Genomic DNA, 25948 nt, shown 5'->3' with positions numbered 1-25948 from the left:
AACACTTATGGTAACGTTTTCACGCTAAACACTTAAAAACAGTTTAAATATTCTGCAAATCTGTGCATGATGACTAAGGTTGAAAATTAGTACACATTTATTAAGAGCATTATTCGAGCAGAGGATTTGTAATATGGCTAATAAAAAGAGTGTCGGTAATACCAATGAACCATCCGCTTCATCGGCAGACTCAGTGGAGTTAACTGAACTTGAAAGCTTAAGACATATTGTTTTTGGTGCGGCTCAAAAAGACATAGAACAACGTATTTTTGCATTGGAACAGCAAACTAAAGATAGTTTCAAACTAATGCAGCAAAGCATGGAACAAAACACCCAAACCTTGCAAAATGCGATGCGTGATGGTTTCAATCAATTAGAGGATAAACTCGCGATTGCCGACCAAGGTCAAGAAGCGAAAGCCTCGGAATTGCATAGCTACGCCGACAAAATATCCTCCGAGCTAGAGATGGCCGAAGCAAATAGCAAACAAGAAAATGACGAATTGCATAATCGATTGGACAAAGAAATTAGTGCATTAACGGTGAAATTTACCAATCAACTTAATCAAGCATTGGAAAAACTCACACAAATGTCGAGCGAACTCAATTCAACTAAAACAGATCGCAAAACATTGGCCAAATTACTGGCAACTGTTGCAAGTAATCTTGAAACAGATGAGGGTGAGTAGCCTGAAAAATGGCAGATTTAAACGAGCAATCCAGCAGCAATTCTGATACCGCGCAAATGCGCCAAATTCGTCAATTGGTATTGGGAGAAGACGGGCTACATGTCAGACAAACGCTCAAAGACAATGCCCGTGAATTGGTAGGCGACGTATTTTCTGAAGCCTTACATGACCGCGAAACACAAGATGGCTCAGTCAACAAAGTACTGTTGCCCATAGTAGAAAAATCGGTGGAAAAATCGATAGCCACGAATAGTGATCGATTTGTGAGTTATTTATATCCTCTGATAGGCAGCCTTGTTAGAAAATCAGTCACCGCCTTTATTACAGAACTTTTAGAAAAAACCAACACCCTCATTGAGAACAGCCTAACAATTAAAGGTCTAACGTGGCGATTTAAAGCATGGCAATCTGGGGTCACCTTTTCCCAATATGCCGCAAGCCAAACCTTTGCTTTTAGAGTTGAGCAGGTGTTTTTAATCCATCGAGAAACTGGATTATTGTTAAACTCCGTTTCCTTAGGTTTAGAGCTAGAAGCAGATGCTGACATGGTCTCTTCCATGTTAACTGCTATAAATGATTTTGTTTCAGATTCTTTTAATACTAATACGGGTAAAGTAGAACAAAATCTCGATGTCGTGCGCACTGACGATTTTACCTTATTGCTCAAAAAAGGCCCTAAAGCGTCAGTAGTGGCGGCAATAACAGGCAATATGCCTCAAGGCGTAGCCAATCAACTACAAACAACTCTAGAAGAAATTCATAAGCTTTATGACAAAGAGTTAGATAAGTTCGATGGAGACTCGATACCTTTTAATAATAGTGAGCATCAATTAAGAGACTGTCTGATGACAGTCTTAAAACCTGAGAAAGACAGCAATAAAAAACCATGGATGGCATGGACAGTGGTTTTGCTGATTCTATTGGGATGCGGCTTTTTGCTTGTAAAACGCTGGAATTCTCATGAGTTGATGAACCAAGTGAGATTAATTGATAGCGCCCCTGGTATTTTGCTTACCAGCATAGACACCTTAGGACTCGAGCAAATACAGCTCGAAGTGTTGCGTGACCCAGCATCAGTATCGGTCCAAGAATGGCTTGAGCTAAATGGGATAGACAGTAACTTAGTTGTATTTAAAGAAAGAGCCTACTTATCACTGGACCCTCCCTTAATTAAAGATAAAACTGAAAAAATTATTGCTGACTATCCGAGTGTCAAGGTCGAATGGATTGGTGATTTTCCAAAATTTAGTGGTAATTTAACCAATTTAAATAAACTACTTTTGCAAGGTGAGTTGATAAAATTGATCGGCTTGAATTTCCAAACTAACTGGTTAGACGACTTAATTATTGAGGGAACAGAAAGTACAGCTAACGACGACCCTGAATTAGTGAGAGCAATTTTAGACTTAAACATTGCCAAAATTGACCGCGTTTCTATTGCTTTTGAAGCGGGGCAAAGTCAATTATCTGAACAGGCAATAGAAAAATTAATTTCAGTCAAACAACAATTTGAGAATTTAATTGAAGTTGCCGAGCAGCAAGAGTTATCTTTAGGTCTAATTATTATGGGTGCTAGTGACACAGTTGGAACCGCATCTTTCAATAAAATATTGAGTCAGAAACGCGCAGATAATGTAAAGTTAAAACTACAAGAGTTAGGAATAGCTGGCAACCGCCTAAATGCAATTGGATTGGGCGTCATAGAGTTAGAAACCGCCAAAGATGCAGCGCGGAAAGTCATGTTTAACGTAGTATATTTTGAAGGCGGCTAGGGACTACGTCAAAATACGTAGAAAAATAAGAATAAAATGGAACAAATAGGACGAACATGATCCAAAAGAAGATATGCCTACTTGGTGCCACTGGCGTAGGTAAAACTAGTTTGGTAAAACAATACGTAGAAGGTATTTTCTCTGAAAAATATCTGACGTCTATCGGTGTGAAAATTGATAAAAAACAAGTAGAGACTAACAATCAAACGGTTCAACTGATGATATGGGATATTGAAGGCATTGATCGCTACTGTGGTTTTCAAGCTAAATATTTGCGTGGCGCATCGGCCTTTATTATTGTCACTGATCACACACGATCACAATCATTGGTGGAAGGATTGGATATACTCAAAATGGTTAAGGAAGTGGCTGACATTCCCGGAGTTTTGGCTGTAAACAAGGTAGATTTGCCTGCCAGCTGGCATTGGAGCGAAACAGAACTTGCAGAAATCAAACAGGGGTTCGTTCAATTTTTTAATACTAGTGCAAAAACTGGAGATGGTGTCGAACCCATGTTCACGCATATTGCCAACCTATTAACTGCGTAACGAATTCCAGTGGATGCTTCTCTACTTGCAGCCTTGGGTTTTTTAGACTGCATTGTTTTTCAGCGGTTATCACCTACTGAGTTTGAAGTTTTATATAAAGCGGGAAATTGGCTAGATGAATTATTGCCAGAAACCGTAGGGAGCAAAATATTTAGTTTTGAGCATAACTCAGCCTATCTCGAAGACTTTTTAATCGACGCCGAAAATCTGTGGCTGGTAAATAAAAATGGACGAATTGACTCTGGAATGTGGTCAGAGCAATTGTCTAACCAAGTAATTCGTCTGGAAGCGTCGGCTGTAGTCGCTGATAAACAGAGTTACTTAATCGTTAATAAGTTAAACGCCAAATATAAGCAAAAACAAGAAACCCTTCAAATTGCCAGAGAATCGTTACTTACTGCTGACAAAATCTCTGCTCAACATGATTACCTTCACGCTAGATTGGAAGAGCTGCTTAGCGAACCTGAGCGAGCACTTACCGCAAACCAACCTGTGACACAAGCGCTAGCACAAACGGATCTAGGAGTGGCAATTTTTGATGCGGATTTACTTCTATTAAATAGTAATCCAGCGTTACGTTCTATATTTGATGATTCAAATATTAAAACTAACCTTCCTCCAGATAAGTTATTGTTGGAACTATTTAGAAATCAGTATCCCGAATGTGAACGCATTTTCTCAACGGCAAGTGCTTGGAGCGGCGAAATTTTTTGGTTAAACCCTCCATTACAAGGCAAATGGCTAAAATTATCGATTCAACCTATTAAGAACGACGCTCAGATAGTGCAGAATTGGTTGTTCAGTGTAAGTGACGTAACACAAATCAAATACTTGCTCAAACGTAACGAAAAACTTACCCACTTCGATGTACTGACCAACCTACCGAATCGCCAGTATTTTTGGCAAAACCTAGAAAAAAAAATCCAACAGAACCGTCCGTTTTATTTGCTGTATCTTGATATTAAACAATTCAAACGCATCAACGAAATACATGGTCATTTAATTGGTGACGAAGTGATAAGAGAATTGTCGATTCGGCTCAATAACTTAGTCAATGCAGATGACATGATAGCCAAAATAGGTGGCACTGAGTTCGCAGTGATTCTTGAACTCAAACACTCCCATGCTCAAATTTCTTCCACAGATCGGGATTATGCGGTCACATTTGCAGAGAAGTTGATTGGCACAAGTTGTTTACCTTTTTACCTAAGTTCAGGACTAAAGTGTGAAGTAGGGTTAAATGTTGGCGTAGCAGCCTTTCCTAAAGATTCCAGTAGTGCTGAAGACCTTATGAAATATGCTGATCTAGCGGTGTATGCTGCTAAAAAGAGAAGTATCAGTAGCATCTCATTTTATTCCAAAGAGTTAGTAGATGCGTCGCGTAAACGTATTGAAATGGAGGATGCTTTACGTAATGCGGTGCAAAACCACGAGTTTGAATTATATTTACAACCAATATTAGACCTGTCCAGTGGACAAATCATTAAAGCAGAAGCCTTGATTAGGTGGCATCACCCCGATGGTCATATGGTCTCACCGGACGAGTTTATTCCATTATCCGAACAAACAGGATTAATCATTCCTATCGGTAAATGGGTGATAAAAGAGGCATGCGCAATACTAAAGCGATTAGAATCCCAATGTGAACCTATTAAACTTTCTATTAATTTATCGCCTCGTCAAGTTGGCGATCGTCAATTGTTCGAATTTATTAGTGATACCTTAATAGAGTATCAGGTCAATCCACAACAGTTAGAAATAGAACTTACTGAAGGTGTGTTAATAGACAACTACGATAAAGTGCATTTTTTACTCGATGAAGTGCGCAAGTTAGGCATCAGTATTTCAATTGACGACTTTGGTACGGGTTATAGTTCCCTCGCGTATTTACAAAAGTTACCCATTGACCAATTGAAAATAGACAGATCATTTGTCAATGAAATCAATGAAAATAGTCAAGATAGTGATGGTGCCATTATACTTGCGGTGATCGCCATGGCGCACAATTTGAAATTGGAAGTCATTGCCGAAGGAGTTGAAACCGAATTACAAAGAGATTTTCTGAAGCAACATAACTGTAATATTGCCCAAGGTTACCTATTTAGTCGGCCTCTTCCCTTCGACGATTTCTGTAAATTGCTACACAAAACACTGTAAAGTAAAAGACCTCTATGGGACTTTGCGGTCCTGCATCGCTAGTATCTGCCCTTGTAATTTTGATATTTGTTCAGAAATATCTTTAAGGCTTGGCTCGCCAGTTTGTTCGACAGCTTCGGCTCGAGCATTGGCATTTTCTTGCTCCATTACGTTAACCACTATTCCAATCACCATATTTAAAAATGCAAAAGCAGTGAAGAAAATAAAGGTTAAATAAAATAGCCAACTCGATGGATAAACTTCCATTGTTTCGTACATAACATCTGTCCAATCTTCAAACGTCATGACTCTAAACAAAGTTAACAGTGATATTGTGATATCCCCCCATAAAACCGGGTTGATGGCTTCGAACAAAGTACTGCCAACTGCTGCGTATATGTAAAAAATGATGAACATCAGCAACATGACATAACCGAGTTGTGGTAACGCTTTGATTAACGAGACTAATAAAATTCTAAGCTCAGGAATAATAGAGATCATTCTGAGTACTCTGAATACACGGACTAACCTTGCCACCAGCGCCAACTCTGTATCATCAGCGGGAATTAAACTAATAATAACTATCAAAGTATCAAATAGATTCCAAAAACTTTTAAAGAAGTCTCGCTTACGGTGTTCAGCCATAAATCGAATGCTAATTTCAGCAAGAAAAAAAGCACTGATAAACCAATCCATAAATTTTGCGATTGTGTACACATTTTCAGACATGTCATAGGTTTTTGCGCCTACTAATAGCGCTGAAAAAATAATGACAGTGACAACAAAAATTTCGAATAATTTATTGGAACGAATTTGAATGAATTTGGCTTTTAGAGTCGAAGCTTGCATGCTAAAAAATAGATCTCAGAAAAATAAAAAATCGGCGATAGGGTATTCAATTAGGTTTGGCTGTCAATCAATTATTCACAACCATGAGGGAATTTGGTTAAGTAATAGACATGTCGTTGAAGCACTAAAAGAGGATGGCACACACCATCCTCTTTTAAACTTTTTAGCTCGCTTTTGAAACTACCAGGCCACGATTGATGTCGATCAAATCTTGCTCTGTTAAATTACCCGACGCACGTTTAAGATCTAATATTGCGCTAATAAAATCGTAACGAGCACTGGCTAAGTTACGTCTAGCATCAAAAAGATTTCTAGTACTATTAAGTACGTCGACTATTGTCCTTGTACCTACATCAAAACCCGCCTCAGTGGCTTTTAGGGCGCTATCTGCAGACACAACAGCTTGCTGCAATGCGCGTATAGTCGATGTAGCCGCAATGACGTCATTATATGCTGAGCGAACTGAACGAACTGTTGAACGATAAGTGAGCTCTAAATCTTCGCTAGCAGCCACAAAGCGATATCTAGCTTGTGCAGTCTGGGCAGCAACCGAACCACCTGAATAAATAGGAACACTTAGAGTTAAGCTGATTGAGTTATTGTCTCTAGCAGGAAAGTCACCGTTACCATTAATCTCAGTATCGTCTCTCCCATAACTACCGCTCAAAGATAGAGTCGGATAGTGCCCAGCTTTTGCAGATGATATGTCGTCTTTGGCTATTTCTTTAGAAAAATTTCTGACCATTAAATCAAGATTTTTTTCTTCAGCTATTTTCAACCAATTATCGACACCTTCTGGCGAGGGGCGCGAAGCACTGAAATTTTCTGTATTTAAAACAGCCAATTTGTCATGATATTTTCCAGTAATTTCACGCAACTCTTCTAAACGTAGCTCAACTACATTTTCCGCTATGATTTCTTGGGCAACAGTATTATCGAAGTTGGCTTGTGCTTCATGCACGTCAGTAATAGCCGTTAAACCAACGTTGAAACGTTGTTTGGTTTGTTCTAGTTGGCGTTCGATGGCGCGTTTCTCTGCCTGTACAAAAATCAAACTGTCTTTGGCACGTAATATAGCGAGGTAAGCATCCGTGGTTCTTACAATCAAATCCTGTTTAGATAAAGCGTAACTAGTATCACTTTGATGCGCCACTTTCTCGGCACGGGACAACGCCACCCAGTTTTTTCTGTCATAAATTGACAAACTCAGACTCAAATCTAACCCCAGATTTTTTGTATCGCTCTCGATGATGCCCACAAATGGCTGACCATTGGCATCAGTATCAAAATTAAATGATTCTGAGGTACTATCGGAATAACTCACGGAACCCGACACTGAAGGTAGTAAGTTGGCTCTGCTAAGTGATATACCTTCAAACGCAGCATCTCTGTCAGCTTTAGCGCGGTTGATGGTTGGGTCTTTCTCAACAGCCATTTGATAAACTTGGTAAAGATCATCTGCAAATACAGATGTTGAAATCCCCATGCTGATCAATAACGACAAAAATGTTTTTTTCATTGGTAGTCCTATGTGGTTCCTAATCCGGTTCTAATTTTGTATGCCACTAGGCTACGTCTAGTCGGATACTTTTTGTATGATGGTAAAGTCTAAGCAAAACAAGCGCTAAGTAACAATGCTTTGTGGTAACACCAAGGCTTCAAGTGTAACAGAATATTATACATTAATTGAGCTTAGGCATACCAACATATGCAACTTCGTTATGTTAATCTTACCTATCATAATACCGGTACAAGTTTATTATTGAGAAGCGGTGGCAAATTTGAAAAAAGGGCAACACACTATCCAACAGTTTTCAGGTAGCGATGTACAAATTTTAAGCAAGGAAACCTTGTATCAAGGTTTTTTTAAAATGGTCAAATACGCATTTAAACATAAATTGTTTGCCGGCGGCTGGAGCGATGTAGTTCAAAGAGAGATTTTTGAACGAGGTCATGCTATTGCCGTATTACCCTACGATCCAGTATTAGACGAGTTTGTAATGATTGAGCAGGTACGAATTGGTGCGCTACCAACGTCCGCTTCACCTTGGTTAATTGAGGTAGTGGCCGGAATTATAGATGAAGGTGAAACACCAGAAGAGGTATGTCGTCGAGAGGCCAAAGAAGAAGCAGGTTTGGATATTCTAAAATTACACAAAGCCTTGAGTTATCTATCTAGCCCAGGAGGTACAACGGAACGTTTACATATTTACGTCGGTTTAATAGATGCCAGTGATGCCAAAGGGGTGCACGGCTTGGATTATGAAAGTGAGGATATTTTGGTACACCGAGTACCCTGCTCTGTTGCCCTCGATTGGATTAATCAAGGCAAAATTGATAACGCAGCCACTCTGATAGCACTGCAGTGGTTTGCCATCAATAAACAACTCGTTTTGGAGAGTTGCTCCAATGACTAGAGAGATGAGTCGTAAATATGTGCCTAAGGTCGCCAACATGCACAAGGTGTGTGAGGTTAACTACGGGCGTTTATTGAGACTGCTTCCTGATTGCGATACACAAGATTTACAGTATCAATTTGAAGTCAATACTAGCTTACGTTATACCATTAAGATTGTTGAATGTAGTCGTTATACTAGTACCTTAGAAATGTCCCAAAAAAGCCAAATGGGGTACGAGTTTTTACGTCCAGTGGTGCAAGTAAGGCTGTATCATGATGCAAAAATGGCTGAGGTTATCAGTGCACAAAATATTGGTTCATTGCAACCTAGCTACCACTATCCAAATATTAAAATGTACCAAAAAAACGAAAAGGAAATGGTGAATATATTCTTAGCTGAATGGCTACAATTTTGTTTGACACAAAGCAGTCAACTATATTCCTCCGAAGCCTAATTTATTGTATTCAATGAAAATTATACAAATTTCAGATTGTCATTTATTTGCGGATATGACTAAGGTCGGGTACAACAATATCAACCCTTTTCAAAGCCTAAAAAAGCTATTGGCGGATGTTAGAATACATCATCCAGAGATGATATTAGTTACTGGAGATATTAGCGGGGACGGCACTGCACAAAGTTACCAGCACTTTTCCAGTTTACTTCGCGAAGCGAAATTAAACAGCCAAATAGCCGTCATTCCTGGTAATCACGATAACCAACAACAATTAAGCGCCAATATAAATCCTGAGTATTTATGGCTGCAACATTCACAATTGGTTTTAGCTAATCAATGGTATATACACTTACTCGACACCCAAACAAGTCAATCTGTTGGCAAATTATCTATTAGTCAGCTCAATGGTTTATCTGAATTTATCAATCGGCATTCAAACGACTTCCATTTATTAGCTGCCCACCACCATCCTATTCCATGTGGCGGATGGATGGATAAACACGAATGGACGAATAGACAACAATTTAATGCCGTTGTTGCTAATAATCCATCTATCAAAGGAGTGATATATGGGCATATTCATACTGCAGTTGAAGAACAAGTAGAGCATTGTTTGTATATGGCCTGCCCTTCTACTTGTTGGCAATTTGCTAACCAGAAATCTTTCGCTACTAGTCATTTAAAGCCAGGATTTAGAGTGATAAATCTTCTAGAAAATGGTCAAATAACAACATCTATTCATCGCATTGAAGAGTAACCACTAACGTGCAATATGTTGTTATTTATCTACATGGGTTTCTTAGTTCTCCTGAGTCTCAAAAAGCGACCCAAACACGAGAGTTTGTAAGGGCTAACCATCCTGACTTGACCTTAGAAATACCACAACTTTCTAATTACCCCAATGATGCACTTAGAGATATTGAAGTTTGTATCGACAAACATAAAGGCAAAAAACTGCGTTTTATCGGCAGTTCTTTGGGTGGCTTTTTGTCTACATTCATGGTCGAAAAATATTCGGGGAAAGCGGTGCTAATTAACCCCGCAGTACGCCCCTTTGAACTCTTAGAAGATTTTTTAGGAGAGCACGTAAATCCTTATACCCAGCAACTTTTCACGCTAGAGAATAAACATATTGATGAACTTCGCCGATTAGATACGTCTCAATTAAAACCAACATCTGAGTATTGGGTACTATTACAAACTGCCGACGAAACCTTAGACTATCGCCAAGCAGAAACTAAATATAACCAACACAAATTGAGTATCGAACAAGGTGGAGATCATAGTTTTCAGGATTTTCAGCGATTCTTACCAGATATTTTTAGGTTTCTACTGCAAGACTAATTGAAGCTTGGTATAACTTGTATTGGGTAATCCCACACATCCACTAATCGAATAATAAGAGCGCTGATTAACCACTATGTCAAATCAATACAACGCAGACGCCATTGAAGTACTAAACGGCCTTGAGCCAGTCCAACGCCGCCCTGGTATGTATACCGATACCACGCGCCCCAACCACTTAAGTCAAGAAGTTATTGATAATAGTGTGGATGAAGCCCTTGGAGGTTTCGCCAGCTCAATTCGAGTGATATTACACCCTGACCAATCAATTGAAGTCACTGATGACGGTCGTGGAATGCCGGTAGATATTCACCCTGAAGAAGGTATCTCAGGCGTAGAACTGATCATGACTAAACTGCACGCTGGCGGTAAGTTCTCCAATAAAAACTATCAATTTTCAGGTGGTTTACATGGAGTAGGTATTTCTGTGGTCAACGCCTTATCTAAACGAGTAGAAGTGACAATCCGTCGTGATGGCAATGTACATCAGATTGCCTTTGAAAATGGTGACAAAGTCCAAGAGTTACAAATAGTTGATACTTGCGGCAAACGTAATACTGGCACTAAAGTACATTTTTGGCCAGATCCCAAATATTTTGATTCTGCTAAATTTTCGGTGTCTAAACTGTTACATGTTTTGCGGGCCAAAGCGGTATTATGTCCAGGACTGCGAATTCGCTTTGATGATAAGAATACCGGTGAAACCACTGAGTGGTATTTCGAAGATGGTCTACGGGACTATTTATATCAGTCAGTTAAAGAGTTCGTGACCTTACCTGAAGATGCCCCCTTTGTAGGGGCTATTTCAGGAAACACAGAGGCTGCAGATTGGGCCGTCATGTGGTTGCCAGAAGGCGGTGAAATGGTCACCGAAAGTTACGTAAACCTTATTCCCACCGCTCAAGGTGGTACTCACGTTAATGGTTTACGCCAAGGCCTGTTAGAGTCGATGCGAGAGTTTTGTGAATTTCGAAACCTGTTACCTCGAGGGGTTAAGCTTACCCCTGAAGATATTTGGGATCGTTGTAGCTATGTGTTATCAACTAAAATGCAAGATCCACAATTTGCAGGGCAAATAAAAGAACGTTTATCATCTCGTCAAGCCGCAGCTTTTGTTTCTGGCGTGGTAAAAGATGCCTTTAGTTTATGGCTTAATCAACATACCGATGTGGCAGAACTGTTAGCCGAAATGTGTATCAACAATGCACAATCCCGGTTACGCCAAAGTAAAAAGGTAGCGCGCAAAAAAATCACTCAAGGCCCAGCTTTGCCCGGTAAACTAACTGATTGTTCAACTCAAGACTCAAGTCGTTCAGAGTTATTTTTGGTAGAGGGTGATTCAGCTGGCGGCTCTGCAAAACAAGCCAGAGACCGCGAATTTCAAGCTATTATGCCTCTTCGAGGAAAAATACTTAACAGTTGGGAAGTTGACTCATCTCAGGTGTTAGCCTCCCAAGAAATTCATGATATATCAGTTGCCTTAGGTATTGATCCGGATTCAGAGGATTTAAGTGGTTTACGTTATGACAAAATTTGTATTTTAGCCGACGCCGACTCTGATGGACTGCATATTGCGACTTTATTGTGTGCGCTATTTGTTAAACATTTTAGAACACTAGTCAACACCGGACATGTATATGTCGCTATGCCACCGCTGTTTAGAATAGATATAGGCAAAGAAGTCTATTATGCCTTAGACGAAGGTGAAAAGGATGGAATTTTAGACCGCATCGTTGCCGAGAAAAAACGGGGTAAGGTAAATGTGCAACGGTTCAAAGGACTTGGAGAAATGAACCCGCTACAATTGCGCGAAACCACCATGGATCCGAATACTCGCAGATTAGTACAATTAATGGTCGAAGATGCAGAACAAATGTTAGAAACCATGGATATGTTGCTCGCCAAAAAGCGCGCTCCGGATCGCAAAGAATGGCTGGAGTCAAAAGGGAACATGGCAATCGTTTAGTAATATTTCTGTAACTACAACGTATTGTGTTACCAAGCTTAAAGGGTACCTATATTGGTTAAGCTATTTAAATATATAAGTTTTTTATTGCTGTTGTTGGCTATTATTGTTTTCGGACTCTTTGTAACCGCCATAGAGTCCACTCCCACTGTTGTCACGCACAGTGGTGAACAAGTCAATCAAGCAGAATCAGTCAAAGAACTGATGGCTCAACTTAGAGATAGCGTAAAAAATAGAACGCATAAGCAGACTATCGATATTAGCCAAGATCAGTTAAACAGCTTAGTCGGGTTTGCACAACGTGCCCATGAAAAAATTAATGGTCAAGTGCTGATTGCAACTGACTCCACCAGTATTTCGGCGAGCTATCAACTACCTAATAATCCTTTTGGGCAATACCTAAATATTGACGTTTTATTATTACCTGGCGCTGGCATTAGAGTCGAATATATTAAATTTGGTTCGGTGAAAATACCTGGCAACTTGGCTCTACAAACATTGGTTCACTTTGCAAATTGGTACACCAGTAGCGACATCGCCAGTCAATTTGTCAAGCAAGTAGAATTTGTCTCTATGACTGAACACCAAATTCAACTGACTGTACTGCCGCTGGCACAGTTTCTCAGAGAACTGAATGATGTTAAACAAGGTGTAGGAGGTAACAGTGACGAAGCAATGCGCCTTAGAACAGCCTTTTATTTGGAACAACTGTCTCTATTAAATGTTGGTAAAAGGTTATCACCACAATCTTTATCTGAGTATATTGGAGCGATATTTAGTTTTGCAAAAGCACGCTCTAACTATGAAACTGCGCCTAAAGAAAACGAGGCTGCCATTATGGCACTGGCAATATATGCTGGTCACCATAGATTTGCTAACTTAGTGGGCGACGTGCAACCCCAAAAACGCAAGGTCGCTATGCCTAACGCTAAACCCACTTTAGCAAATAGAGCTGATTTGAATCAGCATTTTATTTTCTCCGCCGCTATAAAAATATTATCAGAACAAGGTCTAAGTATTGCGATAGGCGAATTCAAGGAATTAATGGATAGAAGTGACGATGGAAGTGGTTACAGCTTTGTGGACTTAGCGGCTGACTTTGCTGGGGTAGAGTTTGCGATAACCGCCACTCATCCTACAACGGCCATTTTATTACAGAACACCCTAGCGGGAACTGCCGACGAACACTTATTCTTCCCCGATATCCAAGATTTACCGGAAGGTTTGAGTAAAATCGAATTCAACCGAAAGTTTACCGAAGTTGACAGCCCCGAATACTTGAAAATGGTGCAAAGTATCAACCGGCGAATCGCGGAGCTAGCGATTCATCAACTCCGCTGAATAGGCTTGAATGTTTGCGTTAACGAGCAGTCTTTTGGAATTGGTTCAGGGTTTTTAATATCAACTCAATTTTTTTTACGATTTGCGGTAAATGTTGTTTTACGGTTACTTGATCTTGTTGATTTAAAGCCAGTACTTCATTGGCTAATTCTTCCACGTAAGGTTTGAATAATCGGCTACTAGTTTTGAAGCCCGCATCTTTTCCGAAAATCGCACTAAACTTACCTTTTCCATCTTGTTGTAAACGGCTGATGATGTGATCGGCATCGATAGATTTTCGGTATATAATTTGGACATTTTCGCTAAGACTTTGAATAATTGTTTGCATAACTAAAGTTTTACTTAAGGTTGTCGATACAGTTTTGATGCGGGCGATTTTGCCCGTTTTTGTACGCTGCTACAAGTAATAAGGAGCACTGTATGGATATTTCAGGAGCAAGTAACTCCTCGGTTAACTCAACGCTTGAAATCAAATCTCTACAACTTGCTAAATCACAGCAAAAAGTAGAAGGTCAAGCGACGCTAGATTTAATCGAGGCAGCTGCAGCACCTAAAGTTTCATCTGCTAATCCAGCAATTGGGTCTAATATCGACACATTTGCTTGATTGTAAAAGCATAGCCATTTTGGAACTTGCTATGGATGAAGCTGTAAATCAAGTGGCGTCTTGCCAGGCTGGCCACCTATTTCTCTTACGAGTTTAGGCACCAGATATCCTGGCTGACGCTTTATCAATTCTCTTATCAATTTTATGGCGCTGCCGTCTGGTAGATCGAAATGTTCTGCTCCTTGGACCTTGTCTAAAACATGTAGATAATAAGGCATTACACCTATATCGAATAACGCTTCATTCAAATCAATTTGTTTATCGGAGGTATCGTTTATTCCCTTAAGCAACACCGCCTGATTAAGTAAAGTGACCCCTGCTTGTTTTAGCTTTTTCATTGACACTGCCAAGGTGTTATCTATTTCGTTGGCGTGATTGATATGTAACACCATCACAGGTTTGAGACGAGACTGTGTAAACCAAGAGATAAGCTCTGACGTAATTCTAGAAGGAATCACTACTGGTAAGCGAGTGTGAATGCGTAAGCGCTTAACATGGCTTATATTCTCTATTTCAGTGGTGAGCCATGCTAAAAAATCGTCCTTAGCCATCAAAGGATCACCACCTGAATATATCACCTCATCAATCTGAGGGTTGCAAGCAATATAGTCTAGTGCTTGTTGCCACTCTCGCTTGTTTAAATGATTATCACTATATGGAAAATGCCTTCTAAAACAATAACGACAGTTTACTGCGCAGCCGCCCCTTACCAGCAATAACAAACGATTTTGATATTTATGTAAAATGCCTGGCTGTTGATTATTTTGTTCTTGTAATGGATCCGTCGAAAAACCTGGAGTGGGGTGGAATTCTCTTTTGTTAGTAAACACTTGTAAAAATAACGGGTCGAGTGGATCGCCTTTTTTCATTTTAGCAGCAAACGGACGTGGTACTCGCATAGGAAAGAGTTGCCGCGCTTTGATGTCTTCTTTGTAGGTTTCTAATGGCAATTCCAAATAATTAAGCAGCGAAACAGGGTCAGAAAAGCACATTGCTAGTTCTTTTTGCCAGTTACTCTCTACAGCCATCAATTTTTTAGGTATTATTTGCGTCAATTACAGACTCAGCTTAGTTATATTATGGGGACACATGGCAAATTTCAGCACAAATGAGTTTAAATCGGGCCTTAAGATAATGCTCGATGGCGAACCTTGCAACATTCTTGAAAATGAATTTGTTAAACCGGGTAAAGGCCAAGCCTTTAGTCGGGTTAAAATTCGCAAACTTATTTCCGGAAAAGTAATAGAAAAAACTTTTAAATCAGGTGATTCAGTAGAAGGTGCAGATGTATTGGATACCGAACTCGCCTATTTATATACAGATGGCGAGTTCTGGCATTTTATGAACAACGACACATTTGAACAGATCGCCGCAGATGAAGCAGCTGTAGGTGAAAACGTAAAGTGGCTAGTTGAGAACGACATTTGCACTATCACACTGTGGAACGGTGCACCAATTGCTGTGCAGCCGGCTAACTTTGTTGAATTAGAAATTACTGAAACCGACCCAGGCCTTAAGGGCGACACGGCTGGTACGGGTGGCAAACCTGCCACGTTGTCTTCTGGGGCAGTGGTCAGAGTACCACTATTTGTGCAAACCGGAGAAGTTATTAAAGTAGATACCCGCAGCGGCGAGTATGTATCTAGAGCACAAAAATAATTCATGAAATCAAAATGTAGAAAGCCCACTTTGGTGGGCTTTTTTATTGTTTAATTATAAGGATTTTAATGCGAACAAACATCTGGAGGCCTAGTGCATCAATTGCAGCGTTAAAGCAACGAGCCTTAGTTTTGCAAAAAATTAGGCACTTCTTCGCAAAACGCGATGTCCTTGAAGTAGACACTCCAGCGTTAAGTCACGCCACAGTCACCGACGAACATTTACATTCATTTTCGACCCAATTCCAGCACCCCTTCGCACCGCAATCACACACGTTGTATTTACAAACGTCTCCTGAATTTGCGATGAAAAGACTGCTAAGTGCGGGTAGCGGAGCCATTTATCAAATATGTAAATCTTTTCGAAACGAAGAAACAGGGCGTTTTCATAATCCTGAATTTACCATGCTCGAATGGTATCGGCCGGGTTTTAATCACTTACAACTCATGTCCGAGATTGACGAGCTCATACAAATGGTTTTGAGGTGTGAGCCTGCCGAAAAAACGACTTATCAAAGGTTATTCAAACAACACCTAAATTGCGATCCGTTAACTGCTACTTTGGATGATTTAAAAACGCTAAGCAGCCAGTTTGGCTATGCGGAGCTAGCAGCCGATGAAAACAATAAAGACACATTACTTATGCTGTTATTTAGCCAGCAAGTAGAACCTCACATTGGCCAAGACAGGCCGTGTTTTGTGACAGATTTTCCGGCTAGCCAAGCAGCATTAGCTAAAATAAGCGCAACCAACCCGTTAGTAGCCGAACGATTTGAATTGTATTTTCAGGGTATAGAATTGGCTAATGGGTTCCATGAACTAACCGACAGTGTCGAGCAACTTAATCGTTTCGAACGCGACAATAACAAGCGCCAAAAGCAGGGCTTAGATAAAATGCCTATCGATCAAAATTTTATAGCGGCGATAGATTCAGGTCTTCCGGAGTGTGCGGGTGTAGCACTGGGAATTGACCGTCTGCTAATGCTAGCATTGAAATGTAATAAAATTGAACAAGTTATCGCGTTTGAAAATAGCCGAGCATAAATATTAAAGGCCGCGAGCCCAATAACGTCGTACTTTTAATCATCTGAAGGATAATAAGTTGCCTAACCCTAATGCAAACGCACTACAAAATGAATGGATCACTCTACAAAACCAATTTGACAGTTACGAGAAATGTTCGCTAGTAATCAAACTCACGAGTGTTCTAGTCTGCTGTTTTGTAATGTATGGTGTAAAAGCTGGACTTGGAGGCTCATTGATAATTGCGATATTGTGGCTACAAGATGGCATTTGGAAAACCTTTCAAAACCGTATTTCGCATCGACTTTTAGTTGTCGAACAAGCTATTCATGATGAAACTAATCAAGGTCAAACATCACAATTAGGCATGCAATTTAATCTTGCTTGGAATCAATCTAGAGCCAATGCGTTAGGTTTGCTTAGCGAATATATCAAACAATCACTCAAACCGACTGTTGCTTACCCTTACGTGGTTTTACTTATCTTTATGGCCGTGACCTTATATGTTGATTAGTCAACAGCACTACTTAGTGGGATATGGCAGTTTACTCAGCCACGATAGTCGTTCACGCTATTCAAATATATTCTGCGATAATATGCCTATCCTAGCCCATGGATGGCAACGAGAATGGTTGGCAAGAGGCATCAAAGACTTGCAAACCTGTTTGGGAGTAAGCCGAGTTGAGTCCGCACATTTGAATGCCGTGTTGTTACCCATAGAACAAATATCACTTGAGCTACGCACCCGCGAACAAGACTATGAATTTGTTGAGGTTGACCCTACCACCATAGTGCCCGCCAAAAAATCTACTGCGCTTGAGAATGAGCTCTTTAAAATTCGTTCAAATCCAGACAAGTGCAAAATATGGATATGTGTCAATCTTCACAAAAAGCAAGCCAGTACCGACTACCCTATTTATCAATCATACTTAGACACTTGCCTTGTTGGTTGTTTTGATATGGACATAGATAATTTTGCCACTGAGTTTATTCGCAATACTTATTTTTGGAAGCATGGCTGGGTAAATGACCGGGGACATTGGGGTTATCCCAGAGCGGCAAAGGTCACAAAGCAACAACAACTGAAAATTGATTTGCTCTTGGAACAACTGCAACTATTGAAATATCGTCGAGAACAGATCTGATGAACACTCTTAAATCTAACAGATTGACACTGCGACAGTTAACTATCGAAGATGCGGATTTCATCAAAGAGTTGATGAGCGACCCAGACTGGCTTAAGTACATTGGTGACAGAGGGGTCAGAAATAAACAGGATGCGATTACCTATATCGAAGAAGGCCCACAAACCATGTACCAACAACACGACATGGGATTACTACTGGTGGAGTCTCTGTCAGCCAAAACCCCTATTGGTTTATGCGGTTTACTAAAGCGAGCTGGATTGACTCATCCAGACCTTGGCTTCGCGTTTATGCCAGAGTATCGAAAGCAAGGATTGGCTTTTGAAGCAGCTAAATTAGTTTTGGAGCAGATTGTTCAACAGCAACGTCACCCAAAGATCCTCGCGTTAACCTCATTGGACAATCATAAATCAATCAATTTACTAGAAAAACTGGGGTTCAATTTCAAGTCAATAATTCGCCTAGAAGGCAGTATTGATGAAACTCGTTTGTTTGAACTCAGTATGAAAAATTAACATCACTTTTTACTATACTTAACAATAAATAATTTGTACTTTCCATTTGAAACCAATTTATTTACTGTAGAGCGTTATGCCTTTTGCTTACCTAATAAACCTATGCCTTAGCTGTATACGATTTGTAGGTGGTTTGGAGAAAAAATGAAAAACAAGTTGGATCAACAAGACTCAAATATAGCCAATAATCAGGAAATATCACGGCGAAATGTTTTACTGGGCATACTAGCTTCGGTCGGCGCAGCAAGTACGAGTGGATGCGCCCGCAGTCTCAACACGACTATTATGGACTTAGAAAAAGGTAGCGCTCAACACAATTCTAACCATGAGTTTTACACTGCTAAAGAATTCCTGCTGGTCAGTCGCTTGTCTAACCTGATAATTCCCGATACACAAACTATTGGTGCATTGGCAGTAGGCGTGCCGAAGTTAATGGACAAATTGCATACAGACTGGGCGTCAATACAATCCCAAACCGCCCACCGTGATGCACTAAAGTTAGTTAATGATGAACTTGACAAAATTTCTGGTGTTGCTTTTTTAGAGCAAAATCCCGAAACACAAATAGCCACTTTAAGCACCCTAGATAACTTAGCTTTTTCTAGCGATTATCAACGTTTGAGTGCTTACCGGTCCGTAAAAAACTTAATTGCACGCTTTTATTATTTATCTGAAGTGGGGGCAAGTCAGGAATTACGCTATGAATTAGTGCCAGGTCGCTGGGAGGCCTGTATTCCCTTTGAAAAAGTTGGTCGTTCTTGGGCTGCTTGATTCACAAACCAGATAATAATAAAAAAAGCAGGAGAACCTTAAAATGACCCATTATGACGCCATTGTGATTGGTTCAGGAATGAGTGGAGGCTGGAACGCTAAAGAACTAGCCGAAAAAGGTCTAAAAGTATTAGTGCTTGAACGAGGTCAGAAAATTGAACCTGCAAAAGACTATGCTGACTTTTTAAATCCTTGGGACACACCCAACTTTGATAAAATAGCTGAAGATGAAATCAAACAACACTATCCCATTCAGCATCGTGGCGTGGGATACGCGGTAAAAGAAAGTACTAAACATTTTTGGGTAAAAGACAGCGAACACCCCTACGACACCCCAAAAGACAAACCCTATGATTGGCTTAGAGGTCATCACACTGGTGGACGATCTTTAACTTGGGGGCGACAATCTTATCGACTGGGTCCGCAAGATTTCGAGGCCAATAAACTAGATGGTCATGGCACTGACTGGCCTATAAGATATGATGATTTAGCCCCGTGGTATGATTATGTCGAAAAATTTGCGGGTATTTCAGGCAGCCACGAGGGGTTGCCACAACTGCCTGATGGCGTTTTCCAACCCGCTTTCGAATTAACTTGTGCCGAGAAAGCTTTTAAGAAGAATTTGGAAAGTGCTTTTGCTAGTAGAAAAGTCATACCCGCTCGAGTAGCACACCTAACCGCGCCAACTGCAGAGCAGATGGCTCTGGGTCGAGGTCCTTGCCAAGCGCGAAATCACTGTAATAAAGGCTGTAGTTTTGGCGCGTATTTCTCTGCCAATTCAGCCACTCTTCCGGCTGCCATGCGCACCGGAAACTGCACGATAGTTAACAATGCCATAGTGCATTCACTTGACTATGATGCAACGACCAAACGAGTCACTGGTGTAAAAGTTATCGATGCCAATAGTAAAGAAGTGACGACTTATACTTCTCGTATTGTATTTTTAAATGCTTCTGCTATCGCTAGCGCAATGATTTTGTTGCAATCAAAGTCTCCAACGTACCCCAATGGTTTAGCTAATAAATCGGATCAAGTGGGTCGCAATTTAATGGACCATGTTAGTGCGGCTAGTGCCAATGGTGTGATTTCTGGGTTTGATGACAAATACTATTACGGACGCAGACCCGGTGGGATTTATATTCCTAGATATGCCAATATCACAGAAGATAACAAACCTTATTTACGTGGTTTTGGCTTTCAAGGTGGAAGCTGGCGAGAAAGCTGGACAGGTAACAAAGCTGGTATAGGTGCTGACTTCAAAGAATCCAATCGTAAGCCAGGTAATTGGCGGATAAGTATCTATAGTTTTGGAGAAATTTTACCCAACCCCGAAAATCGTGTGACCTTATCAAAAGATAAAACCGATAAGTGGGGATTACCTCAAGCCTATATAGATTGTGAAATGGGCGAGAACGAAAAAATCATGATGCGAGAAGCGCAAAAAGACGCCTATTCAATGCTTAAAGAAGCCGGAGCAACGGATATTAGCCGTGGTCCAGATGCAGAATTGGACTTGTCTCTCCCAGGTAACCGTATTCACGAAATGGGAACAGCAAGAATGGGTCGCGATCCTAAAACGTCGGTACTCAACAAGTGGTGTCAGGCCCATGACGTGCCAAACCTGTTTATCACCGACGGAGCCTGCATGCCATCCGGTGGATGCCAAAATCCATCGTTAACCTATATGGCCTTATCAGCTAGGGCGGCTAACCACGCAGTTAAGTTGTTTAAACAAGGCATCATATAATCATCATGTAAGGCCACACACAATTTGTGTGTGCAGTTGCTCCTCCTCGAGCAATAGATAATGCAAAAAGTGACCACTTGCTGGTCACTTTTTGCATCTTATGTTTGTGGCTAATTAACTAAAATTCGGTTTTAAATCTCACACCAAATTCACTGGCATCATTGCTTAAAACACGCAAGATATAGTCTCCGGTATTTAGTCGTGCATTGTCATACCGCTCGTCAAAAATATTGGTTCCGTATAAGGATACTGTCCAATCACCTTTAGCTGGTGCATAGGCGATATTAAAATTAACCAGCTCTCGGCTGTCTATTTCGGTCAACCGACCGGGATCAGAACTTGGCTCACCATACATCTCACTACGAAACGAATAATCTATTCGGGTGCTAATTGTCGCACCACCAGCTAATTCGAACTCATATGAAGGGCTAATTGAAGCGGTAAGATCTGGAGTTAAAGGTGCAACAGGTTGAACCCCATCTTGCTCAGATACATCAACATCCATATATCCTAGGCTAGTGTGTAGCTTAAAATTATCAGTAAAATAGAGGGTGCTTTCCCACTCGATGCCTCTAGAGGTTTGTTCAACGACTAGGTTACTGGTATCAAACCCACCTTCAGACGTAGTGCTGACTTGGTATGGTAAATCATCAAATTCGGTATTGAAGACTGCCACACTCATACTAAAATTATCTGTCACTTGACCTTTTAAGCCAACTTCATAGTTAACAGCGGTAATGTTTTCTGAAGCCACAAAACATTCTGGATCGCCAAATAAACAATAAGGACGCGCTGGGAACTGGCCTGATTGGTAACCACTTTGCACAGTACCGTAAACATTCAAACCGTTTTCTAAGGTATAACTGGCCGACAACTCATAACTAAGTTCACTCCAGTCATCTTCTGAAGTAAATGGACCAATGCCCACGTTGGCTGTCGCTTGTTTTTCATCTTTAGTGTATCTCAAGCCACCAGAAATACGCAGGTCGTCTGTGACACCATACCCCATGTTAACGAACACAGCGCGACTGGTAGTTTCTTGATCTAACTCTAATAAATTGCCTCCACCATTAAAGCTAGAGTCCTCGCCCTGACGGTTGCTACCTTCTTCATTAAACCAATAGATACCTGAAACAAAATCAAATTCATCGTAATAGCCGTTTAACTGCAGCTCTATTGATGTCTGATCAGCGTCTCCTCTTTCAGGATAGTGATCTAATGCGTAAATAGTTGCATCGTCATCTAATCCAGCTTTGTACTCTGACGTACGATGACTAACGACAGCTTTAGTGGTTAGCGTATCGGTTAAACTCCAATCCGCAGTAATTGATAATCCACTCGCTTCGTTACTAACAGTCGTCACTTCTTTAGTGCCTGTGGCGTTATCGTATATATCAGGCGCCAAATCAGAATTGCGTAGTGGACCCGATGGAGTGGGCGCACCAAAACGCATACCAGTATAGTAAGCGCCAGTTGGTACTTCATCTATTAAAGTAGTATAAGGACGTAAGCCACCTTCACCATCATTGGCGTCTGCGGTAAGCACCAAACTAAAATCAGTGGTTGGTGCATATTTGACTGACAGACGTGTATATAAATCTTTGGTTTCACCTACATCATATTCAGCGTCCGGCACGTTAATAAATTCACCTAATCCATCACGAGCGTTATAACCTGCGTTAAAGTTAAATGAGAGTGAATCACTTAGCGCTCTGTTTACAAACACATCACCTTTAATACGTCCGCGGGTCCCAGCTTCTACACCCACTTTAGTTACGGCTTCATTGTCAGGTTGTTTAGTGATGATATTAATCGCTCCGCCGATAGAGTTTCTTCCATAAAGTGTCCCTTGTGGGCCACGCAGCACTTCGATACGCTCAATATTATTTAGGTTCCAATTCTGACCCACTTGGCGTCCCAAATAGACGCCGTCTACATAAACACTGACCCCAGGATCTGTGGTGATAAGATGATCCTGTAAACCAATTCCGCGAATAAAAGGGTTCGCTGAAGAAGTGTGTCCAGCCGAAAACCCCGTCACGTTTAGATTTGGAACAAATTTACCTACATCGGTTAAGTCACTAATACCTTGGGAAGCAAGGGCTTCACCACTAAAAGCACTTATTGCAATTGGCACTTCATAAATAACCTGTGCGCGTTTAGTGGCGGTAACAGTGATAGATTCAATTCTTTCATTGCCATCAACTTCAGAAGATTCTTCTTGAGCATATAGTGACCCACTAAACGCAACTGAAACTGCGCTAGCTAGTAAAGCCAGCCTAAAGGACGGCTTGATAGCCGAATGATTAAATATATTGCTCATTTTTGCTCCGTTATTTTTATGTGTTTTCTGTGTGTATAAACTTTTTTATTGGGATTGGGTAAAGACTGTCACTCAAACAAGATACTAGGATAAACCATGCAAGGTGCAGAAATTTTATTCAATGCAAGATTGGTTATGTTTAGATAAGCAATGACTAAACAATCATGTTTGTCTACGACTTTGTCACTAAGCATTGAATAATGCTTATGAGGATCGTGATAACTGGCGCAATAGAAAATGACAAACTCCCCTGCTGCGACATATTAAAGTTACGGGAAAACGCTAATAGTTAAACAGGTGGCAATACTATGACTTTGCGCAATATTACCTGCTCTACTGGGACATCTGACCATCCGTACTTGGGATCGAAATCCGTTTTCACTTCGGCCATTTTATCTAACACTTCATAACCTTCAACTACCGAGCCAAATACTGTGTAGCCCCAGTTCCGTCCAGGATCCAAACTGTCATTATTATTCATATTGAAGAAGAATTGCCGAGTCGCAGAATGGGGATCATCCTGTCTTGCCATAGTAATGTTGTACATACTATTTTTTAAACCATTCCCCGATTCGTTAATTATTTTTCCAAATGAGGGCTTTTCTACAAAGTTAGTATCATAACCACCACCTTGCACTACGAAATCGGGCACAATGCGATGAAAAATCGTATCCTCATAACTACGTTTGTCAACGTAGCGTAAGAAGTTATTGACGGTAATGGGCGCCCTTGTGCGATCTAATTCAACGATGATATCTCCCATACTCGTAACCATTTTTACTCTAGGGTAATAATTATCGGGTTGAATATGTGAACCATCGTCTTTGGCCTTAGCTAAAACTAAAGTGGAGGCAATAACGAGATAGCTAACTAAAAGTGTTTTTAACATTGATAAATTCCTAGAGTTTAGTTGCTGACAAAATACTAAATTTTTGATTAGTTGCAACTGTTGTTGCTTTACCAAACAACCTTTTTAATTTACTCGGGTAATCTAAATGTCGATTACCAACCACAATCAACTGCCCTCCTTTTTTAAGTACAGCTTTAGCATCTTTAAACATCTGCCAGGCTATGTGGTCAGTAATAGTATTTTGTTGATGAAAAGGCGGGTTACATATCACCAGATCTATTTCGGCAGCGCTAGACTTTTTCGCAAAGTCATCCAAACAATTATTCACCATAAACTCAGACTGACTGAGTTGCTGAGGCAAGTTAGTCTGTATATTTTGTTTAGCAGAAGCGATAGCCATATAAGATTCATCAACAAAAACCACTTTGGTTTGCCGCTTCTGGTTAAGGATATGAAGTCCTAAAATTCCGTTTCCGCAACCTAAATCAACCACAGTTTTATTATCCAGCTCGGGTAATTTAGAAAAATGCTCAAGCATAAACCTTGCGCCAATATCGAGCTGCTGACGCGCAAAAACATTGGCTAGATTGCTGATTTCAAATTTTGGCTTTTCAGTGAACCAAATAGTTGGATAAGGACTTAAAGCAGATTTATCAGCAGTAGGCTGACAAAATATTAACCGAGATTTTTTCTTAGCTAATGATGTAGTAGTCACACCCAGGTATTTTTCGAATAATGCCAAAGTAGATTTGTGGATCAGGTTGGCTTTTGCTGCGGCAATAACAGTAGTGGAAGCCGACACTCTAGTTTGCAGGTCAATCAATTGCTGTTCGAGCAAAGCAGTGGTTTTCGGCACTTTAAGCAGTACTAGGTCAACTTTATCTACAATTGGTGTTACCGAATCATAAAATTCTATCGATTCAGTTGGGATATTGTTTTGTTCTAGGTTTATCAAACAGGATTGTTTAGCAACATATGAATCCGACACCCAGTGGGGATGCGAAGCGGCAAACCAACAAGCTAAGGCACCAAAATCATCGTTGTATATACTGATCGATAGTTTTTCAAAATCAGGAATATTTTGTTCAATGTATTCTATTAGATATTCGTCGGCCGCATCCCACGCTTGCCAACTGGGATGTTGTAGCTGTTGTGGATATCTAACTAACTGCAAATGTTTGTCTAGGAGGGTTAAACTTGTGTTCATTTCTGTCCAAATTTGATGGATGACGCACTGAAAACTTTTTCAATCATTATATGATAACACGACATTTAGGTAGACATACTCGGCGCCATCAAAGAACTCAAACTAAAGTAACAATGGGTAATCAAGGGAGAATAAGAACCTAACCCTAAACTCCGTTTAGTATTGAAATGGGATTCGTAATTTGTAAATTTTTTGTGTCAATTATTGGTTTTAGTAGCTAAAATTAGGTGCATAAAGCAAGCTAAAGTATTGAACTTGGACAACTAAATGAATATTCAAAGCAACATTGAAAAAAAGCTAATGAATCACTTTAAACCAGAACATCTGCAGGTGATCAACGAAAGTTCACAACACAATGTACCTGCAGGCTCTGAGAGCCACTTTAAAGTGGTAATTGTTACACCAGCTTTCAGTGGTGAGCGCTTGATAAAAAGACATAGAGCAGTAAATTCAGTGTTAAAAGAAGAACTTGCAAACGATATTCATGCGCTTGCACTGCATACCTATACCGAAGACGAATGGAAGTCTTTATTTGGAGAGTATCCGCAGTCTCCTAATTGTTTAGGTGGCTCAAAACAGACAGCCTGATAGGTTTTCTACTCG

At 40.4% G+C, this 25948-nt stretch carries 26 protein-coding genes; 19 read left to right on the top strand and 7 right to left on the bottom strand.

Annotated elements, in window-relative coordinates:
* Positions 1-133: 133 nt before the first annotated feature.
* From ABJK37_RS17695 to ABJK37_RS17680, 4 genes are read left to right on the top strand one after another with little or no spacing between them, the layout of a single operon-like run.
* On the top strand, positions 134-688 hold the full coding sequence (locus tag ABJK37_RS17695) for a hypothetical protein (protein ID WP_348356703.1): 555 nt from the start codon (positions 134-136) through the stop codon (positions 686-688).
* Positions 689-696: 8 nt separating this feature from the next.
* Positions 697-2460 carry an OmpA family protein gene (locus tag ABJK37_RS17690; protein WP_348356701.1) on the top strand — a complete coding sequence of 588 codons (1764 nt, stop codon included), beginning with the start codon at positions 697-699 and terminating at the stop codon, positions 2458-2460.
* A 56-nt stretch (positions 2461-2516) separates the two neighbouring features.
* Positions 2517-3008 (top strand): Rab family GTPase, encoded by a 492-nt coding sequence (locus ABJK37_RS17685; RefSeq protein WP_348356699.1) that lies wholly within the window; start codon positions 2517-2519, stop codon positions 3006-3008.
* A 9-nt stretch (positions 3009-3017) separates the two neighbouring features.
* Positions 3018-5165: a bifunctional diguanylate cyclase/phosphodiesterase gene (locus tag ABJK37_RS17680; protein ID WP_348356697.1), complete on the top strand. Its 2148-nt coding sequence runs from the start codon at positions 3018-3020 to the stop codon at positions 5163-5165.
* Between the two features lie 12 nt (positions 5166-5177).
* On the opposite strand, the gene ABJK37_RS17675 is transcribed toward ABJK37_RS17680, so the two are convergent.
* Complete coding sequence (locus ABJK37_RS17675) at positions 5178-5993, bottom strand: ion transporter (protein WP_348356695.1); 816 nt, start codon at positions 5991-5993, stop codon at positions 5178-5180.
* A gap of 163 nt (positions 5994-6156) precedes the next feature.
* Positions 6157-7512: an outer membrane channel protein TolC gene (tolC, locus tag ABJK37_RS17670; protein WP_348356693.1), complete on the bottom strand. Its 1356-nt coding sequence runs from the start codon at positions 7510-7512 to the stop codon at positions 6157-6159.
* 262 nt (positions 7513-7774) lie between these two features.
* Between tolC and nudF the strand changes: the two genes are divergently transcribed.
* From nudF to ABJK37_RS17640, 6 genes are all read left to right on the top strand, one after another.
* Complete coding sequence (gene nudF / locus ABJK37_RS17665) at positions 7775-8410, top strand: ADP-ribose diphosphatase (RefSeq protein ID WP_348356691.1); 636 nt, start codon at positions 7775-7777, stop codon at positions 8408-8410.
* On the top strand, positions 8403-8846 hold the full coding sequence (locus ABJK37_RS17660; protein WP_348356689.1) for a DUF1249 domain-containing protein: 444 nt from the start codon (positions 8403-8405) through the stop codon (positions 8844-8846). The genes nudF and ABJK37_RS17660 overlap by 8 nt, the downstream gene beginning before the upstream one ends.
* A 13-nt stretch (positions 8847-8859) precedes the next feature.
* On the top strand, positions 8860-9606 hold the full coding sequence (locus tag ABJK37_RS17655; RefSeq protein ID WP_348356687.1) for a metallophosphoesterase: 747 nt from the start codon (positions 8860-8862) through the stop codon (positions 9604-9606).
* Positions 9607-9614: 8 nt separating this feature from the next.
* On the top strand, positions 9615-10193 hold the full coding sequence (locus ABJK37_RS17650; RefSeq protein ID WP_348356685.1) for a YqiA/YcfP family alpha/beta fold hydrolase: 579 nt from the start codon (positions 9615-9617) through the stop codon (positions 10191-10193).
* Between the two features lie 76 nt (positions 10194-10269).
* Complete coding sequence (gene parE / locus ABJK37_RS17645) at positions 10270-12159, top strand: DNA topoisomerase IV subunit B (RefSeq protein ID WP_348356683.1); 1890 nt, start codon at positions 10270-10272, stop codon at positions 12157-12159.
* Positions 12160-12213: 54 nt separating this feature from the next.
* Positions 12214-13500, top strand: coding sequence for a hypothetical protein (locus tag ABJK37_RS17640; protein WP_348356681.1), 1287 nt, complete (start codon positions 12214-12216; stop codon positions 13498-13500).
* 19 nt (positions 13501-13519) lie between these two features.
* Here the strand turns inward: ABJK37_RS17640 and ABJK37_RS17635 are convergent, their stop codons facing one another.
* Positions 13520-13828, bottom strand: a complete 309-nt coding sequence (locus tag ABJK37_RS17635; protein WP_348356679.1) for a hypothetical protein — start codon at positions 13826-13828, stop codon at positions 13520-13522.
* Between the two features lie 92 nt (positions 13829-13920).
* On the opposite strand from ABJK37_RS17635, the gene ABJK37_RS17630 reads away from it, so the two are divergent.
* Positions 13921-14106 carry a hypothetical protein gene (locus ABJK37_RS17630; RefSeq protein ID WP_348356678.1) on the top strand — a complete coding sequence of 62 codons (186 nt, stop codon included), beginning with the start codon at positions 13921-13923 and terminating at the stop codon, positions 14104-14106.
* Between the two features lie 29 nt (positions 14107-14135).
* Here the strand turns inward: ABJK37_RS17630 and epmB are convergent, their stop codons facing one another.
* On the bottom strand, positions 14136-15161 hold the full coding sequence (gene epmB, locus ABJK37_RS17625) for an EF-P beta-lysylation protein EpmB (RefSeq protein WP_348356676.1): 1026 nt from the start codon (positions 15159-15161) through the stop codon (positions 14136-14138).
* A 34-nt stretch (positions 15162-15195) separates the two neighbouring features.
* Between epmB and efp the strand changes: the two genes are divergently transcribed.
* From efp to ABJK37_RS17590, 7 genes are all read left to right on the top strand, one after another.
* Positions 15196-15765 (top strand): elongation factor P, encoded by a 570-nt coding sequence (gene efp / locus ABJK37_RS17620; RefSeq protein ID WP_348356674.1) that lies wholly within the window; start codon positions 15196-15198, stop codon positions 15763-15765.
* Positions 15766-15833: 68 nt separating this feature from the next.
* The gene (epmA, locus tag ABJK37_RS17615) at positions 15834-16808 is read left to right on the top strand and encodes an elongation factor P--(R)-beta-lysine ligase (RefSeq protein ID WP_348356672.1); all 975 of its coding nucleotides are present in this window, start codon (positions 15834-15836) and stop codon (positions 16806-16808) included.
* A 58-nt stretch (positions 16809-16866) separates the two neighbouring features.
* On the top strand, positions 16867-17301 hold the full coding sequence (locus ABJK37_RS17610) for a hypothetical protein (RefSeq protein ID WP_348356670.1): 435 nt from the start codon (positions 16867-16869) through the stop codon (positions 17299-17301).
* On the top strand, positions 17291-17932 hold the full coding sequence (locus tag ABJK37_RS17605; RefSeq protein WP_348356668.1) for a hypothetical protein: 642 nt from the start codon (positions 17291-17293) through the stop codon (positions 17930-17932). Before ABJK37_RS17610 ends, ABJK37_RS17605 begins: the two co-directional genes overlap by 11 nt.
* Positions 17932-18447, top strand: coding sequence for a GNAT family N-acetyltransferase (locus ABJK37_RS17600; protein WP_348356666.1), 516 nt, complete (start codon positions 17932-17934; stop codon positions 18445-18447). The genes ABJK37_RS17605 and ABJK37_RS17600 overlap by 1 nt, the downstream gene beginning before the upstream one ends.
* Positions 18448-18591: 144 nt before the next feature.
* Positions 18592-19218, top strand: a complete 627-nt coding sequence (locus tag ABJK37_RS17595; protein WP_348356664.1) for a gluconate 2-dehydrogenase subunit 3 family protein — start codon at positions 18592-18594, stop codon at positions 19216-19218.
* 43 nt (positions 19219-19261) lie between these two features.
* Complete coding sequence (locus ABJK37_RS17590) at positions 19262-20965, top strand: GMC family oxidoreductase (protein ID WP_348356662.1); 1704 nt, start codon at positions 19262-19264, stop codon at positions 20963-20965.
* A 118-nt stretch (positions 20966-21083) separates the two neighbouring features.
* On the opposite strand, the gene ABJK37_RS17585 is transcribed toward ABJK37_RS17590, so the two are convergent.
* From ABJK37_RS17585 to ABJK37_RS17575, 3 genes are all read right to left on the bottom strand, one after another.
* Positions 21084-23288, bottom strand: a complete 2205-nt coding sequence (locus ABJK37_RS17585) for a TonB-dependent receptor (protein ID WP_348356660.1) — start codon at positions 23286-23288, stop codon at positions 21084-21086.
* A 289-nt stretch (positions 23289-23577) separates the two neighbouring features.
* A complete protein-coding gene (locus tag ABJK37_RS17580) occupies positions 23578-24177 on the bottom strand; it encodes a peptidylprolyl isomerase (RefSeq protein WP_348356658.1) in 600 nt (199 codons plus the stop codon).
* Positions 24178-24187: 10 nt separating this feature from the next.
* Positions 24188-25345, bottom strand: a complete 1158-nt coding sequence (locus ABJK37_RS17575; RefSeq protein ID WP_348356656.1) for a methyltransferase — start codon at positions 25343-25345, stop codon at positions 24188-24190.
* A 267-nt stretch (positions 25346-25612) separates the two neighbouring features.
* Between ABJK37_RS17575 and bolA the strand changes: the two genes are divergently transcribed.
* Entirely contained in the window at positions 25613-25933 is a 321-nt protein-coding gene (gene bolA / locus ABJK37_RS17570) for a transcriptional regulator BolA (protein WP_348356654.1), read from the top strand.
* The last annotated feature ends 15 nt before the right edge of the window (positions 25934-25948 follow it).

Source organism: Paraglaciecola sp. (assembly GCF_039964565.1).
Taxonomy (GTDB): Bacteria; Pseudomonadota; Gammaproteobacteria; order Enterobacterales; family Alteromonadaceae; genus Paraglaciecola.
The sequence above is the reverse complement of the archived record's forward strand: the minus strand, read 5'-3'. Positions and strand labels throughout refer to the sequence as shown.